Source organism: Cellulomonas uda (assembly GCF_006538705.1).
GTDB lineage: Bacteria > Actinomycetota > Actinomycetes > Actinomycetales > Cellulomonadaceae > Cellulomonas > Cellulomonas uda.
The window spans coordinates 1-15,296 of sequence record NZ_BJLP01000023.1 but is presented as its reverse complement, the minus strand read 5'-3'; the positions used below and the strand labels follow the sequence as shown (position 1 = coordinate 15,296).

Sequence of the window (15,296 nt, the reverse complement as noted above, 5' to 3'; positions counted from 1 at the left end):
ACGGGGTCTCCTCAGTGTGCGACGACGGTCGTGGGGCGGCGGCGGTCAGCCGCCACCGGTGGGTTCGGGGTCCGGTGCGTCGGGGTCGGAGATCGTGAACGTCGCCGTGCTCTGGCCCGCGGGGCCCTCGCCGAGCGCGTTGACCGCCCGCACCGTGACGATCAGCGTGTACGAGCCGGGCTTCCGGCCGGACATCACGTCGGACCCCGAGATGGTCGCCTCGGTGCTCGTGCCGACCGACCGCCACCCCGAGAAGCTGCCGCCCTCCTGGATGCGGTACCCGATGTCGTACCGCTCGATCGCGACACCGCCGTCCGAGGGCGCCGTCCAGGCGACCGTGAACGACGAGGGGTCGGTCGTGCTCGGGCTGGGGGTCACCGTGATCGACGTGACCTCGGACGGACGCGAGCCCCACCCGTCGAACTCCCACTGCCTCGTCAGGACGCCACCCTCACGCGTGCGACCGTCGATCTCGGTCACGGCCGTCACGCGCAGCGTCACGGTGCGGGTCCGGCCCGGGGGCCAGTCCCAGCCGGAGATGTCGATCGCCGTGCTGCGCGCCTCCGAGGAGCTCGACGACTCGGCCGAGTTCTGGGCGGTCCACACCGCCCAGCGGTAGCGGACCGTCGCGCTCGAGCCCGCGTCGCTCGGCGGCGACCACGAGACCGTGAGCTGCGTCGGCTTGCCGTAGTCCGCCCGGCCCGTGATGGTCGCCTCGCCGCCCGTGGGTGCGGACGCGGGCGTGGTCGGCGTCGCCGACACCGGGTCGCTCCACGCGCTGCGGCCGGCCGCGTTCACGGCGCGCACCTGGTAGGAGTGCGAGACCCCGCCGGCCAGCCCCGTGAACTGCCAGCTCGTCCCCGGGCCCACCGGGTGCGGGTCGCCGGAGTCCTGCCGCACCTCGTAGGTCACGGCCGCACCGTTGTCGTCCACCGCCCGCCAGGCGAGGTCGACCCGCCCCTCGAACGCGGGCGCCGACGGCGTGAACATCTGGGGCGCGCCCGGCAGGCCGTAGGTCAGCGCGGTCGCGGTGCCCGCGGGCCCCTCGCCGGCCTTGTTGACCGCGGTGACCGAGAAGCGGTACTCGACGCCGTTCTTGGCGCCCTTGAACGCGTACGACGGGTCGGAGCCGGCCGGGACGGACACCTCGCCCGAGTTCGGTCCGCCGGAGATCGTGAGCCGGTACCCCGAGATCGCGTCGCCGTTGTTCGGCGGCACCGACCACCGGACCGTGATCTGCCCGCCCATCTCGGTGTCGACCCGGTTCGCGGTGACGTCGGACGGCGCGTCCGGCACACCGGCCGGCACCTCCGTCGCGGACGACACCGACCACGGGCTCGGCGTCTCGAGGTCGTTGTACGCCCGGACCCGGACCGAGTACGCGGTGCCGTTCTCCAGCCCGCCGATCTTGATCCCGGTGGTCGTCGACGTGCGCGTCGCCCCACCGCTCGGCGGCGTGGGCGAGATCTGCACGTCGTACTTCGTGATCGACGAGCCCCGCGAGGCCGCTGCCGGCCAGCTCCACCGCAGCCACCCGTCGCCGAACGCCTCCACGTCGACGCGCGTGGGCGCGTCGGGCACGGCGTCGGGCACGGCCTCACCGGACGGTGCGCTCTCCTGCGACCAGCCGACCTCGTTCTGGGCCGCCACGGTGAACGTGTACGTTTGGGCGTTGGTCAGCCCGTCGAACGTGCACGTCGTCGACTTGCACGTCGTCGACAGCCCGCCCTTCGTCGTCAGGCGGTACCCCCGTGATCGCCGCGCCGCGGCTGTCGGGCGCCGTCCACGACAGGACGACCGTCTGGTCGCGGGACTCGACGACCTTGGGCGCTGTGGGCCGGTCCGGCACCCCGCGGACCTTGAGCGTCACGCGGCCGTCGACCTCACGGTCGGCCTCGTCGATCACGTCACGCACGCGGTAGCGCACCACGAGCGTGCCGATGAAGCCCTCCGCCGGGGTGACCGTGACCCGCGACGCCGTCGCGGCGGCCGTGCCCTGACCGGACTCGACGGTCGCCCCGACCACGCGCAGGGGCTCGGGCGCGAAGGGGTTGAACGCGCCCTCGAGCACGTCGAGCGTCTCGGCCTTGCCCTCCTCGGCCTTCTCGACCGTCCAGTCGAGCACCTTCGCCTTGGGCCGGGTGCTCGCGATCGCGCGCAGGTCGATCTGGGCGTCGAGCTTGCCCGCGCGCCCGTACCCGATCGTGAGCTGGAGCACGCCGCGCGTGCCCTTGTCGGTCGCGAAGTCCGCGCTCACGGCCAGCATCGAGCCGTCGACCGTCGCCTTGAAGCCGGCGGGCACGGCACCGGAGATCGCGTACGTGTACCGACCCTCCGCGGGCTCGGTGCCCTCCGGGGTCTGCGTGAACGCGCGCAGGTCGACGGTCTTCGCCGGGTCGCCCGGCGCCACCTCGACGGCGGACGACAGGAACGACGGCGGGTGGTTGTCGACCGCGAAGACCTCGATGGGCAGCGTGAGGTAGGCGGTCCGCGCCGACGTGTCGTTCGCGGACGTCGCGTCGGTGACGGGCATCGTGACCGACGCCGGTCCGGAGTACTCGTCGGCCGGCGTGAACGTGACCGACCGGCCGTCCTTCGCGATCTTGACGGTGCCTCGCGTCGCGGAGACCTCGAGCGGGTCGCCGACCGACGGCTGACGGCCCTGCGCGACCTTGATCTGCTCCTCGAGCTCGATCGTGAGCGTCTCGCCGGACGCGACGCGCAGCGCCGGGGCGCCCGGGCGCAGCGACGGGCGGATGAAGCCGAGCGGCGGGACCGTGATGAACGCGAAGGCGTTGGCCCGCTCGGGGTCGCGCACGTTGACGAGCTCGAACGGCAGGGTCTGCGTCTGGTCGGACAGCGTGACCAGCACCTTGCGGTCGCCCGTGACCTTCGCGACCGACGCGACGGACGCCGGGATCCGGACGTCGAGGTCGCTCTCCGGTCCGCTGGGGTTCTGGGCGGTCGCGAGCACGTCGACGACGACCTCGGTGAGCCCGAACGTCTCGGTCGCGGGCACGACGACGTCCTCCGCGACCGGCGGCAGCACGGCGGCGTCCGCGGTCACCCGGACGGTCAGCACCGCGGAGTCCTGCCCGCCGCGCGAGTTCGTCACCGTGTACAGGATCTGCAGCACGGTCTCCTCGTCGGGCGCCGTCACCACGACGCGGCGGCCGTTGATCACGGCGTCGACGCCCTCGTCGGCCTCGATACCCGCGAGCGTCAGCTCGTCACCGGAGTTGTCGACGTCGTTGGCGAGCACGCGGACCTCGATGCGCTCACCGGGCCGGATCGTCACCTCGTCGTCGCGCGCGACCACGGCGGCCGCGTCGCTCGGACGTGGGCTGATGCCGACGCGGATGGTCCCCACCGCGCGCTGGCCGACCCAGTCCTCGACGGCGTACTGGAACTCCTCGGTGCCGGTCGAGTCGGCGTACGCCTCGTACTCGATCCAGTCCGGGCCGACGGCGCGCACGCGCCCCTTCGTCGTCCCGCTCGCGAGCCCGAGCAGCGCGACGCCGTCGCCGTCGGGGTCGATGCCGATGAGCGGCACGTCGATGCGCACGACCTCGCCCGCGAACACGCGCGCCTCGAGGTCGCGGGGCTGCGGCGGCGCCTTCGACGACGGGTCGGACTCGTGCACGCGCACCGTCACGGCCGCCGCCGTCACGGCGCCGGTCGAGTCCTCGACCTCGAACACCGCACGCGCGGTGACCGGCTTGGACGGCGCCTGGTAGCGCAGGACGTCGCCCGAGACGAACATCAGCCCCTCGCCCTCCCCGAGCTCCTCGACCAGCGCGCGGCGCAGCGTGAGCGCGTCACCGTCGGGGTCGTAGGCGTTCTCGAGCACGGGGATGGTGACCACGCCGCCCGTGCGGACCGTCGCCTCGATCGGCTCGACGACGGGCGGCTGGGTCGACGACGTCGGCGGCACGGGCTGCACGACGATCTGGCCGGTGGCGGTCTTGCTGCCGTTCGAGATCGTGTACGGCAGGACGACCACGCGGTCCAGCGTGCGCTCGGAACGGATCTGGACGAGGTGGTGGTCGAGGATCGCGACGCTGAGACCGTCCGCGTCGGCGGTGTCGACCGACTGCAGCACGAGCAGCCCGCCGGCGGGGTCCGAGTCGTTGGCGAGCGGGTCGATCGTGACCTCGCCGCCCGCGGGCAGGAACGCCCGGTCACGCACCGCGACCGGCGGCTCGGCCTCCTTGGGCCACTCCCGCACGTCGATGCGCGCGAGCCCGGTCGCCTGCTGCGGCGGGGCGGCGATCACGAACTTCACGTAGTACGAGCCGGTGCGCGGCGCGGCGAACGTGAACGTGCCGGCCTGCAGGTCCGTGGTGATGGTGGCGCCGGTGACCTCCTCGACCGATGCGAGCCGCGCGGGCTCGGCGCCCGTCGAGCGCACCGCGTCGAGCGGCTCGAGCAGCACCGGCTGGTCCACGTAGGTGACCGCGTGCACGGGGTCGATCTGCGGGGCGAGGGAGCCCGCGGAGCGCACGTCGACCTCGATCGTGCCCGGCGTGGGCTCGAGAGACGAGCCGTCGGAGACCAGGACCGTGACGGTCGCCCGGCCGAGCTTGCCGCCGTCCGCGCGGAACGTGATGGTCCCGTCCTGGCGGAAGCGCACCGTCCCGATGGACGCGTCCGTCGTGGCGCCGACGAGCACCATGTCGTCGCCGTCGGGGTCGTGGAAGTTCGCGAGCGCGTCGTAGCGCGCCTGTCCGCCCTGCTCGACCTCCATCGCACCGCGACGGTCCTCGACGGGCGCGGCGTTGTCGCCGTCACCGTGGACCTCGAGCGTGACGGTCGCGGTCGACGGCGCGGACGTCCCCCGGCCGTCCTCGATCGTGTAGGAGAACTCGACGGTGCCGCCGGCGTCGCCGTCGACCTCGACCTGCAACGCCCGCCCGCCGTAGATCGACCGGACGCTGCCGAACTCGGTCGGCACCTTCTGGGACTCGAACTCGCTGACGACGAGGATGCCGCAGTCGGACGAGGAGTCGTTCGCGAGCACCGGCAGCACCGTCGTCCGGCCCGGGCGCACGCCGAACGTGTCGTTCTTCGCGACGGGCGGCGCGGTCTCGGCGGAGCACTCGGCCTGCAGCTCGCTCGAGCTGACCTCCGACTCGTTCTTGTCGTCGGTGGACTCCGGGTCCTTCTTCTGCTTGATGTCCTCCCAGTTGAGGGTCCGCAGCTCGGTGTCCTCCTGCGGCTCCCAGACCCGGCCGCGCACCGCGTCGTTGAGCACCACCTGCGACCGGTTCACCCGGAAGACGAGCGCGTCCTGCGCGGACATGTCCTCGAGCGCGAGCTCCACGGGTGCCGCGCCGTCGCACAACCGCTGGTAGGAGCCCTGCGCGGACGCCCATGCGCCGTGCGCGCAGCTGCCGACCTGCACGGGCGCGGCGGGCTTGCCCGAGCCGTTCGACGGGTGCTCGATCGGCGACCCCCCGTCCAGCGGCACCTCGACCAGCGCGGTGTCGCTCGCGACGAGCACGCGCGACGACGCCGGCCCGGGCTGCTGGAGCGTGAGGTTGGTGCCGGTCAGCTCGACCGAGCCGTGCCGTGTGACCACCGTGCTGCCGCGCAGGCCCACGGGCTCGTCGCCGACGGCGGTGAGCTGGTCCAGCTCACCCTCGCCCAACGAGCCGTCCTGCGAGACGCGCGCGTCACCGCCCGCGACGCCGACCTCGGTGACCGCGCCGTCGGCGGCGACCCCGTAGGCGACGCCGTCCGTCCCGACGACCGCGCGAGCGCCACGACCCAGCTCGGCGTCGGGCTCCCCCTCCCCCGGCCGCATCGAGTCGAGGTCCGACAGCGCGCGCACGTGCAGCCCGCCCTCGGCGTCGACGAGCGACAGGACGCCCGCCGTCATCGACACCGCCGAGTCCTGCCGCAACGACGGCTGCACCCCCGCCGCGGCGACCTGCGTGGTGAGCGACACCGACGCGGGGTCGACGACCGAGATCCGGCCGGGCTCCACGAGCACCACGTCGGCGCCGTCCTGGAGCACGTCGAACGTGCCCTGCTCGGCGACGAGCCCGGCGTTCAGCTCGTCGACCTGCACGTTGTAGCGGCCGAGCTTCTGCTCCTGCGTGGCCGTGAGCCAGACCGCACCGTCGTTCAGCTCGACGCGCGCGAGCGGGAAGCCCGGGTTCAGCAGCGCGAGCACCGCGACGACGGCGGGGACCGTCACGACCGCCGCGGCGGTCGTGACGTTGCGACGCGACGTCGGGCCCCTCATGCGCAGGCCTGCGCGGGCTTGGCGGACGCGCGTCGGTCGGCGCGCACGATCGACACCTCGACGCACACCTCGTCCCCGGCTCGCGCGGCGGGGATCGTCACGGTGGGCTCGTCGACCACCTCGAGCTCCGGCTGTCCGGTCACCTTCAGCACCCCCCACAGGTAGTGGTCGTCCGGCTTCGGGTCAGGGTTCACCCAGGAGAACGTCACGGCCCCCGACGCGTCGCGCACGCCCTCGAGCGAGTGCGGCGCGGGGACGACCGCCTCGACGGCCGTCCCGTCGGTCGGGGCGAAGTCCGTGTCCCCCGGGCGCGGCTCGGGGTCCCCACCGCCCAGGGCCGCGGCGGCGACCACGGCCAGCGCGGCGAGCACGACAGCACCCGAGACGAGCGCCGCGACGGTGCGGCCGCGCGCGGGCGTCTCGTCGTGCTCGACCTCCCCCAGGGGCACCGGCTGCGGCGGTGCGGGGGGCGGCGCGAGGAAGCCGGGTCCCACCGGCTGGGGGTCGTGCCGGAGGTCGTGCTGGGCGTCGTGCTGGACCGTGACCGGGCCCCGCACGCGCGTCTGGGCGTCGTCGGTGGCGGCGGCCGGCGGGGCCGACGAGATCTCGACGATCGAGCGCAGCCGCGTCGCGTCCGCGGCGCCGCTGTCGGACTGCGGTGCCGCGGGCTCGACGACGCCCTCGTCCAGCAGGTCCAGCGGCGTGACGGGCAGGCGCAGGTCCGCCTCGATCTGCTGCAGCGCGCGGCCCAGCGCGGCGGCCGACGGGTGCCGCAGCTCGGGCACCTTCGCCATCGCGCGCTCGAGCACCGCCTGCAGGTCCGCGGGCACGTCGTCGCGGCCCGTGGGCGGCAGCGGCGCGCGCTCGATGCGCGCGACGAGCTGCTGCGCCCCGTTCTGCCCGCCCGGGATCTCGAAGGGCGTGCGGCCCGCGAGCAGCGAGTAGAGGGTCGCCGCGAGCGAGTACACGTCGGACCGCTCGTCGCCGTGCGGGTGCTCCGCGAGCAGCTCGGGGGGCGACCACGGGATCGACATCCCGACCGTCGCCCCGGCGCCCTGCCCCGTGGTCGCGGCGATGCCGAAGTCCGTCAGCGCGGGCCAGCCGAAGTCCGTGGTGAGGACGTTCGCGGGCTTGATGTCCCGGTGCAGGATGCCCGCGCGGTGCGCGGTCTCGACGGCCGACGCCAGGCGCACGCCGATGCGCAGCACCTCCGGCACCGCGATCCGCTCGGAGCGGTACCGCTCCGCGAGCCCCGGCCGCGAGCAGTACTCCATGACCAGGTACGGCCGTCCGTCCGACGCGATCGCGGCCTGGTAGACCGTGACGATCGACGGATGGTGCGACAGCTGGGCCATGAGGTTGGCCTCGGTCTGGAACCGTGCGCGCACCTCGTCGTCCAGGCTGCCCGCGAGCAGCACCTTGACCGCGACCTCACGTCGCGGCAGGTCCTGCCGGTACAGGAACACGTCAGCGAAGCCGCCGAGCCCGAGGGTCCGCACGTGCGCGTACCCGGGCAGCGTGGGCGGTGCCGACGCCTCGCGTCTCGCGGTCATCGGCGCGCACCCGCGCAGCGCGCGTCGACGCGTGCCGTGGTGAGGGAAGTCATGCCGTGACCGTCACCGCCCGGCCTCCACCGTGAACGTCACGCCGTCACCGAGGTCGACGACCTCGCCCGGCACGACGACGCTCGCCTCGCCCGGGTGCAGGCGGCGCGCGCCCTCGCCCTGCCGCGTGACGTGCACGCCGTTGGTCGAGTGCAGGTCCGTGACGAGCACGTGCTCGCCCTCGGCGCGGACCTCGGCGTGCGTGCGCGAGATGTCCTGCTGCGGGCTGGGCACCGCGACCAGGCGCGGGAGCTCGCGGTTCGTCACGCGCGCGACCTGCGGCGCGCGGCCGAGCAGCACGGTCCGGTCGAGCGTGACCTCCACGCCGGTCGACAGCACGAGCCGCGGCGGGTCGGGCTGGACCACCGGCTCGGGGACCGTGAACGGGCCGGGCGTCGCGCCCTCCTGCGGCCACTGGGCCGCCCACGCGGGCAGCTGCTCGCGGATCTGCGCGAGGTCCGACGACAGGATCGTCAGACCGTCGTGGTCGTCCTGCGACGCGGGCCCTACGAGCGTGCGGACGTCGTCGACGGTCGACTCGACGTCGGCCTCGGGGGTGCCCAGCGCGACGAGCGCGGGCACCGGCTCGGGGGCGGGCGGCGCCGGGAGCACCGGGAGGTCCGGGACCGCCGGGACGTCGGGCACCACCGGGCTGACTTGGGTCGGGGTCGCGTCGGTCGGGGCGTCGCCGGGCTGCGCGTCGGCGCGCGGCGCCGCGTCCCGGCCCGCGGCGGACCCGCTCTCGTCCGCACCGGCCCCGCCGCGGGGGCCCTCGTGCGCGGCCTCCTCGTCGGGAGCAGCCTCGTCGTCACCCTCGTCGGCGGCGGTCTCGTCGGCGGCGTTCTCGTCGGCGTTCTCGTCGGCGACCTCCTGCTCGAGGGCGTCCGTGCCGGTCGCCGCGGTCTCGGCGGCGGCCGGCGCGTCGGGCTCGGTGCGCTGCGCGGGCACCTCGACCGGCTCGTCCAGCGGGGCGCCGAGGATCGGGGCTCCGGGCGGGGGCAGCACCGGAGAGGTGGGCGCGAGCGGCGCCGGCGGCGCCTCGATGACGACGTCGTCGGGATGGGCGGCGGGCTCGGGAGCGGGCTCGACGACGCGCTCCGCAGCGGGCTCGACGACGGGCTCGACAGCCGGCTCGGAACCAGGCTGGGCGGCCGGGTCCGGGGTCGGCTCGTCGCCGGCCCCCGCGACCGCGCCGGTCGCCCCGTCGCGCGCCTCGTCGTCCGAGGCCTCGTCGTCGGGGACCTCGTCGGTGCCCTCGACGAGCACGACGCTCAGCACCGACCCGGACGCGACCCCGTCCGCGAGCGGCAGCGGCGTCCCCTCGTCGGACGCGTCGTCACCCAGCAGCCGCACCCAGGTGACGTCCTCGACGACCTGCTCGCTCCACGTGCCCACGTCCCCCGACCGCAGCGTGCGCGGACCGGAGGCGGTGCCGACCTCGGCGGTGACGTCGCCGCGCAGCGCGAGGTGCGCGCGGTCGCCGTCGAGGTGCACGAGCGCGAACGCGGGGAGCCCCGCGAACCCGTTGCGGGCCAGCACGACGAGCGCCGCGAGCAGACCGTCCGGCGACGCCTCCCACACCGCGCGAGCGGTGGCGGGCGCGGCGGTCGGGCCGAGCAGCGCCACGAACCCGGGGCGCGACACGGCCGTCCACCGGCCGGGCAGGTACTCGGGGACGCTCATGACGTGACCTCCTCGGACGACGGGTCGCCGGCGCCGGGCGCCTGCGTGGACGAGCGGCGGGCGCGGGGCACCGTCGCGCCGTGCAGCATCTCGTCCCACAGGTGCGGGCCGAGCTGCGAGCCCGCGCGGGGGACGGTGATGTGCACGTCGTCGAGCGCGCCGACGGACGTGGCGACGTCCACGACGACCGCGCTGACGTTGTCGCGGGCGCCCGCGTCGAGCGAGCGGCGGACGAGCTCGTTGGCCGCGTCCTGCGCGTCGGCCACCTGCGACAGGACGGCCTCGATCTCGCCGTCCCCGAGCTCACGGGTCAGGCCGTCGGTGCAGATCAGGAGCCGGTCGTGGAGCCCGGCGGGCAGCAGCCAGTAGTCGGGCTCGGGCTCGTCGCCCGTGCCGAGCGCGCGCGTCAGCACGTGCCGCTCGGGGTGCGTGTCGGCGTCGGCGGGCTCGATCCGGCCCTGGTCCAGCAGCTCCTGGACCACGGAGTGGTCGACGCTGACCTGCTCGAGCGTGTCCTCGGCCCACCGGTACACGCGCGAGTCGCCCACGTTGAACACGAGCCAGTAGGCCGTGTCGTCGTGCACCGTGACCGCGACGCCCGCGACCGTCGTCCCGCCCTGACGGCCGCCGGTGAACTCGCCCCGGATGCGCGCGGACGTGCGCGAGAAGCACGAGTGGATGTCGTCCGCGGTCGCGGCGCTCTGGCCGGCGAGCTGCGCGAACTCCTCGACCGCGATGCGGCTCGCGAGGTCCCCCGCGTCGTGACCGCCCATGCCGTCGGCGACCAGGAACACCGGCGGGTAGGCCAGCAGCGCGTCCTCGTTCACCTCACGGATGAGACCGCGATCGGTCGCAGAACCCCACGACGTTCGCACGCGAGCCCCTCTCCGCCTCGAATGGTGCCGGGCCGCCGGGTGGCGGCCCCCACATGGTGCCTCACCAGGGCGGCGCTGGAGTATCACCGCCCGAAAGGCGGTCGATCGTCCGGTGTCGCCCTGGTCGCTCGGGGCATCCTAGATGCCCAGCTGGTACACACCCCAGTAGGCGAGCACGACGAGCAGGACGGCGGACGCGCCGACCACCCCGACGAGCGCGACCGTGCGCGCGGCACCGGGCGCGATCGGCACGTGCTGCGCACGGTTGCGCACGATCGAGCGGGACAGCAGGCACGCGACGGCGACGACGAGCACGCCGACGACGCGGATCGCGAGCCACAGGCCCGTGACGACGAGCCCGTTGCTCGAGTAGTCGAGCGCGAGCCGGGCGATCACGAGGATGTACCAGACGAACCCGACGGTGGTCACGACCGCACCGGCGCCGAGCGCCGCCGTCCACCGGGCCACGCCGGGCGCGAACCGGCGCCCGGACCGCTGACCGCCGCGGCGGACCGCGGCGAGCTCGGCGCCGCGCGAGACGGGCACGACGAGGCCCGCGAGCAGCACGACGGCGCAGGACGCGATGATCGTGACCGCCACGACGTCGCCGTTGTGCAGCCAGCGCGGCTCGGGCACGGGCATCGCGAGGAACGTCTGGTTGGGCTGGTCGCCCGCGATCTTCGGGCTGGCGCCGGCCGTGCCGGGCAGCCCGACGACCCAGCCGGTCATGTCGTGCAGGAACGCGGGCACGATCTGGTCGTCGACCCGGATCCCGTGCGACGCACCCTCGTAGTACCGCACCGTGACGTCGCTGTTCCCCGCGATCGCGGCGTCCCGGATCACCTGGACGGCGCCCTGGACGATCGGCATCGACGAGTCCCCGGTGCCGTAGACCATGAGCACGGGCTGGGTCAGTCGGCGCTGGTAGGACGTCGCGTCGAAGTCGACGTACTCGAAGCCGCCGCCGGGGATCGCCATGCCGACCGCGCGCGGGATGGCGCGGAACACGCCGTGCGGCACGCCGGTCGCGCGCAGGTACGCATCGGCCGCGAACGCGGCCTGCTGGCGCGGCGGGACGACCGGCGCGGAGACGAGCACGACGAACTCGAGGCCGGGGTCCTGCGCGGCCATGACGGGCGCGATCCAGGCGCCCTCGCTCTCCGCGTACACGCCGACCCGCTCGGGGTCCACCTCCGGCAGGGAGCGCAGGTAGGCGACGGAGCGCGCGTAGTCGTCGGCCATCGCCACGTAGTCGCGGTGCCGCAACGTGTACGTGTCGAGCCGCTTGTTCGGCACGAGCGTGACCACACCGGCCTCGGCGAGCGCGCGCGCCTGCTCGTGGAACGCGTCGGAGTACGTCCCGGTCCCGGCGCCGTGCACGAAGACCACCGCGCGGGCGGGTCCGCTCAGCCCGACCGGCACGGTGAGCTGGGCCTCGACGGTCGCGCCGTCGAGCTGCACCGAGACGACCTCGCGGCGCACGTCGTGGTGCTCGGTCGCGGGGGCCTGGCCGATCGCGGTCGACGAGGTCTCGACCGTGAGCGGGTCGGTGAGCGGCACGGGGTCCCACTGCGGCCCCATGACGGCGCCGAGCACGGCGAGCACGACGACGCCGAGCACGGTGCTCGCGAGCACGCGGTACGGCCCGGTGAGCAGGTGCTCGTCCCGGTGCCGGACGTGCTCCGTGCCCGTCGGCGGGGTCCTGGTGGCGGTCGTGGCTCTCGTCCCTTCCTGCGCAGCCCTCAGAAGCCGAGCCGGCCGAGCTGCTTGGGGTCACGCTGCCAGTCCTTGGCGACCTTCACGTGCAGGTCGAGGTAGACCCGCGCGCCCAGCAGCGCCTCGATGCCGCGACGCGCCTCGCTGCCGACGTCGCGCAGCCGCGCGCCGCCCCGGCCGATCACGATCGCCTTCTGGCTGTCGCGCTCGACGTACAGGTTGACGCGCACGTCGAGCATGGGCGTGCCGTCGGCGGCGGGCGTCTCGCGCGGGACGATCTCCTCGACGACGACCGCGAGCGAGTGCGGCAGCTCGTCGCGCACGCCTTCGAGGGCGGCCTCGCGCACGAGCTCGGCGACCATGACGTCCTCGGGCTCGTCGGTGAGCTCACCGTCCGGGTACAGCGCCGGCCCGGCGGGCAGGTGCCCGACGAGCACGTCCGCCAGGACGTCGACCTGGTACCCGCCGACGGCGGACACGGGCACGATGTCGGCCCAGTCCCCGAGCGACTGCACCGCGAGCAGGTGCTCCGCGAGCCGCTGGCGCGAGACCAGGTCGGCCTTCGTCACGACCGCGACCACGGGCGTGCCCCGGCCGTCGCGCGCCATGTCCGTGAGCTGCTCGGCGATGAACCGGTCCCCGGGTCCGACCTTCTGGTCGGCCGGGAGGCAGAACCCGACGACGTCGACCTCGGTCAGCGTGTCCTTGACCAGGTCGTTGAGCCGCTCGCCGAGCAGGGTCCGCGGGCGGTGCAGGCCGGGGGTGTCGACGAGCACGAGCTGCGCGTCGTCGCGGTGCACGATGCCCCGGATCGTGTGCCGGGTCGTCTGCGGTCGTCCGGAGGTGATCGCGACCTTCTGGCCGACGAGCGCGTTGGTCAGCGTCGACTTGCCGGCGTTGGGCCGCCCGACGAAGCAGGCGAACCCGGACCGGAAGGGTGCCGCGGGGGTGTCGTTCATCGTGTCTCGTCCTCGTCCTCGGGGTCGTCGTCCCGTTCGACGCGACTCACCAGCACGGTCGCGAGCCGCCGGCGGCGACCCTCGACCTTCTCGGCCACCAGGTGCAGCCCGTGGATCTCGCCCGACGACCCCGGCAGCGGGACCTTGCCGAGCGCCTTGGTCAGCAGGCCGCCCGCGGAGTCCACGTCCTCGTCGTCGACCTCGAGCCCGAACAGCTCGCCGAGCTCGTCGCGGCCCAGACGGGCGGGCACGCGGTACACACCGTCGCCGAGGTCCTCCACGACGGGCGCGCTCGGGTCGTGCTCGTCGGTGAGCTCGCCGACGATCTCCTCGAGCGCGTCCTCGATGGTCACCAGCCCGGCGATGCCGCCGTACTCGTCGACGACCATCGCGATGTGCGAGGAGCCCTCCTGCAGCTCGCGCAGCAGGTCGTCGACGGGCTTCGACTCGGGCACGAACACGGCGGGCCGCGCGAGCGCCTCGGCGGGCGCGTCGAGCGGGTCCTCGTCGTCGCCCTGGGCGTCCGCGACGGAGATCCGCCGCACGACGTCCTTGAGGTAGAGCACGCCGCGCAGGTCGTCGACCGACTCCCCCACGACGGGCACCCGCGAGAACCCGGAGCGCAGCAGCAGCGCGAGCGCCTTGCGCAGGGGCGTGTCGACCTGCGTCACGACCATGTCGGTGCGCGGCACCATGACCTCGCGCGTGAGCGTGTCGCCGAGCGACAGCACCGAGCGGAACAGCTCGCGGTCGTCGTCCTCGATCGCCTCGGACTCGCTCACGCGCTGCACCATGTCGCGCAGCTCGGCCTCGTCGTCGTCCGTGACGCCGCGCGCCGAGGTGGTGCGCCGCGCGAGCGGGCCGGCGGCGGCGGACACGACGGCCAGCAGCCGCGACAGGGTGGTCAGCACGCGCACGGGGTGGCGCCGGCCGATCGTGCGGGGGCTGACGCGCACCACCAGGTAGGCGAACACGACGCCGAGCGCGAGACCGCCGAGCAGCACGCCCCACCACGGCAGGTCGCTGGCGGCGACGACGATCGTGAGGCACACGGTCGCGAGCACCTCGACGACGAGGCGGAAGAACGCCGCGGCGGAGGCCACGCGCTGCGGGTGCTCGACGAGCCCGAGGATCCGGTCGGCGGCGGGGTGGCGACGCGCGACCAGCTCGGTGACCGCGGCGCGCGTGACGCGCTGCACCGCGACCTCCCCCGCCGACAGCGCCGCCGCGAGCACCCAGCCCAGGACGGCGACGACGACGAGGAGCGCGACCGGCTCGTCGTTCACCGGCCGGCCAGGAAGGTCAGCAGGAGCCGGCGCTGCAGGCCGAACATCTCCTTCTCCTCCTCGGGCTCCGCGTGGTCGAACCCGAGCAGGTGCAGGATCCCGTGCGTCGTGAGCAGCAACAGCTCCTCGACCGTGGAGTGGCCCGCGGCGACCGCCTGCTGCGCGGCGACCTCGGGGCACAGCACCACGTCGCCGAGCAGACCCGCAGGGGTCACGTCGCCCTCGCGGCCGGGCCGCAGCTCGTCCATCGGGAAGGACAGCACGTCGGTCGGTCCGGGCTCGTCCATCCACTTGACGTGCAGCTCGGTCATGACGTCCGTGTCGACCAGCATGATCGACAGGTCCGTCTGCGGGTGCACGTGCATCTCGTCGAGCACGTACCGCGCGAGCGCCGCGAACTCGGCCTCGTCGACCGCGAACCCGGTCTCGTTGTTGACCTCGATGCTCATCGGCGGTCGTGGCTCCCGTCTGCGTCCCAGCGCGCGTACGCGTCGATGATGTCGCTCACCAACCGGTGGCGGACCACGTCGGACGACGAGAGCCGGCAGAACGCCACGTCGTCGACGTCGCCGAGGATGCGCTCGACGACCCGCAGGCCGGACGTCGTGCCCGACGGCAGGTCGACCTGCGTGACGTCGCCCGTCACCACGACCTTGCTCCCGAAGCCGAGGCGGGTGAGGAACATCTTCATCTGCTCGACGGACGTGTTCTGCGCCTCGTCCAGGATGATGAACGAGTCGTTGAGGGTGCGCCCGCGCATGTAGGCGAGCGGCGCGACCTCGACGGTCCCGGCCTCGAGCAGACGCGGGATCGACTCGGGGTCGACCATGTCGTGCAGCGCGTCGTACAGCGGGCGCAGGTACGGGTCGATCTTCTCGGCGAGCGTGCCGGGCAGGAACCCGAGGCGCTCCCCCGCCTCGACC

The 15,296-nt window shown here is 74.2% G+C and carries 9 protein-coding genes and 1 pseudogene; all 10 read right to left on the bottom strand.

What is annotated here, in order from left to right; translation table 11 throughout:
* Nucleotides 1-45: 45 nt before the first annotated feature.
* Nucleotides 46-1,689: pseudogene (locus CUD01_RS17035) on the bottom strand (fibronectin type III domain-containing protein); the annotation flags it as partial.
* The gene (locus tag CUD01_RS17440; RefSeq protein WP_243860741.1) at nt 1,598-6,250 is read right to left on the bottom strand and encodes an Ig-like domain-containing protein; all 4,653 of its coding nucleotides are present in this window, start codon (nt 6,248-6,250) and stop codon (nt 1,598-1,600) included. The gene CUD01_RS17440 and the pseudogene CUD01_RS17035, both read right to left, overlap by 92 nt.
* The gene (locus tag CUD01_RS08125) at nt 6,247-7,803 is read right to left on the bottom strand and encodes a serine/threonine-protein kinase (RefSeq protein WP_141320150.1); all 1,557 of its coding nucleotides are present in this window, start codon (nt 7,801-7,803) and stop codon (nt 6,247-6,249) included. The genes CUD01_RS17440 and CUD01_RS08125 overlap by 4 nt, the downstream gene beginning before the upstream one ends.
* A 63-nt stretch (nt 7,804-7,866) precedes the next feature.
* Entirely contained in the window at nt 7,867-9,537 is a 1,671-nt protein-coding gene (locus CUD01_RS08120; protein WP_141320148.1) for an FHA domain-containing protein, read from the bottom strand.
* Entirely contained in the window at nt 9,534-10,364 is an 831-nt protein-coding gene (locus CUD01_RS08115) for a PP2C family protein-serine/threonine phosphatase (protein ID WP_232514689.1), read from the bottom strand. The genes CUD01_RS08120 and CUD01_RS08115 overlap by 4 nt, the downstream gene beginning before the upstream one ends.
* Before the next feature lie 186 nt (nt 10,365-10,550).
* Nucleotides 10,551-12,047, bottom strand: a complete 1,497-nt coding sequence (locus CUD01_RS08110; RefSeq protein WP_244937712.1) for an alpha/beta hydrolase family protein — start codon at nt 12,045-12,047, stop codon at nt 10,551-10,553.
* A gap of 107 nt (nt 12,048-12,154) precedes the next feature.
* Entirely contained in the window at nt 12,155-13,087 is a 933-nt protein-coding gene (gene era, locus CUD01_RS08105) for a GTPase Era (protein WP_141320144.1), read from the bottom strand.
* Entirely contained in the window at nt 13,084-14,373 is a 1,290-nt protein-coding gene (locus CUD01_RS08100; RefSeq protein WP_141320142.1) for a hemolysin family protein, read from the bottom strand. The genes era and CUD01_RS08100 overlap by 4 nt, the downstream gene beginning before the upstream one ends.
* Complete coding sequence (gene ybeY, locus CUD01_RS08095) at nt 14,370-14,822, bottom strand: rRNA maturation RNase YbeY (RefSeq protein WP_094180354.1); 453 nt, start codon at nt 14,820-14,822, stop codon at nt 14,370-14,372. Before ybeY ends, CUD01_RS08100 begins: the two co-directional genes overlap by 4 nt.
* A partial coding sequence (locus CUD01_RS08090) for a PhoH family protein (RefSeq protein WP_141320140.1) occupies nt 14,819-15,296 on the bottom strand: 478 nt, incomplete at its 5' end. The genes CUD01_RS08090 and ybeY, both read right to left, overlap by 4 nt.

What these genes read in the sequence shown, in the direction of transcription:
- CUD01_RS08125 (WP_141320150.1), bottom strand. Translation starts at nt 7,803, where the DNA reads ATGACCGCGAGACGCGAGGCGTCGGCACCGCCCACGCTGCCCGGGTAC.
- era (WP_141320144.1), bottom strand. Translation starts at nt 13,087, where the DNA reads ATGAACGACACCCCCGCGGCACCCTTCCGGTCCGGGTTCGCCTGCTTC.
- CUD01_RS17440 (WP_243860741.1), bottom strand. Translation starts at nt 6,250, where the DNA reads ATGAGGGGCCCGACGTCGCGTCGCAACGTCACGACCGCCGCGGCGGTC.
- CUD01_RS08120 (WP_141320148.1), bottom strand. Translation starts at nt 9,537, where the DNA reads ATGAGCGTCCCCGAGTACCTGCCCGGCCGGTGGACGGCCGTGTCGCGC.
- ybeY (WP_094180354.1), bottom strand. Translation starts at nt 14,822, where the DNA reads ATGAGCATCGAGGTCAACAACGAGACCGGGTTCGCGGTCGACGAGGCC.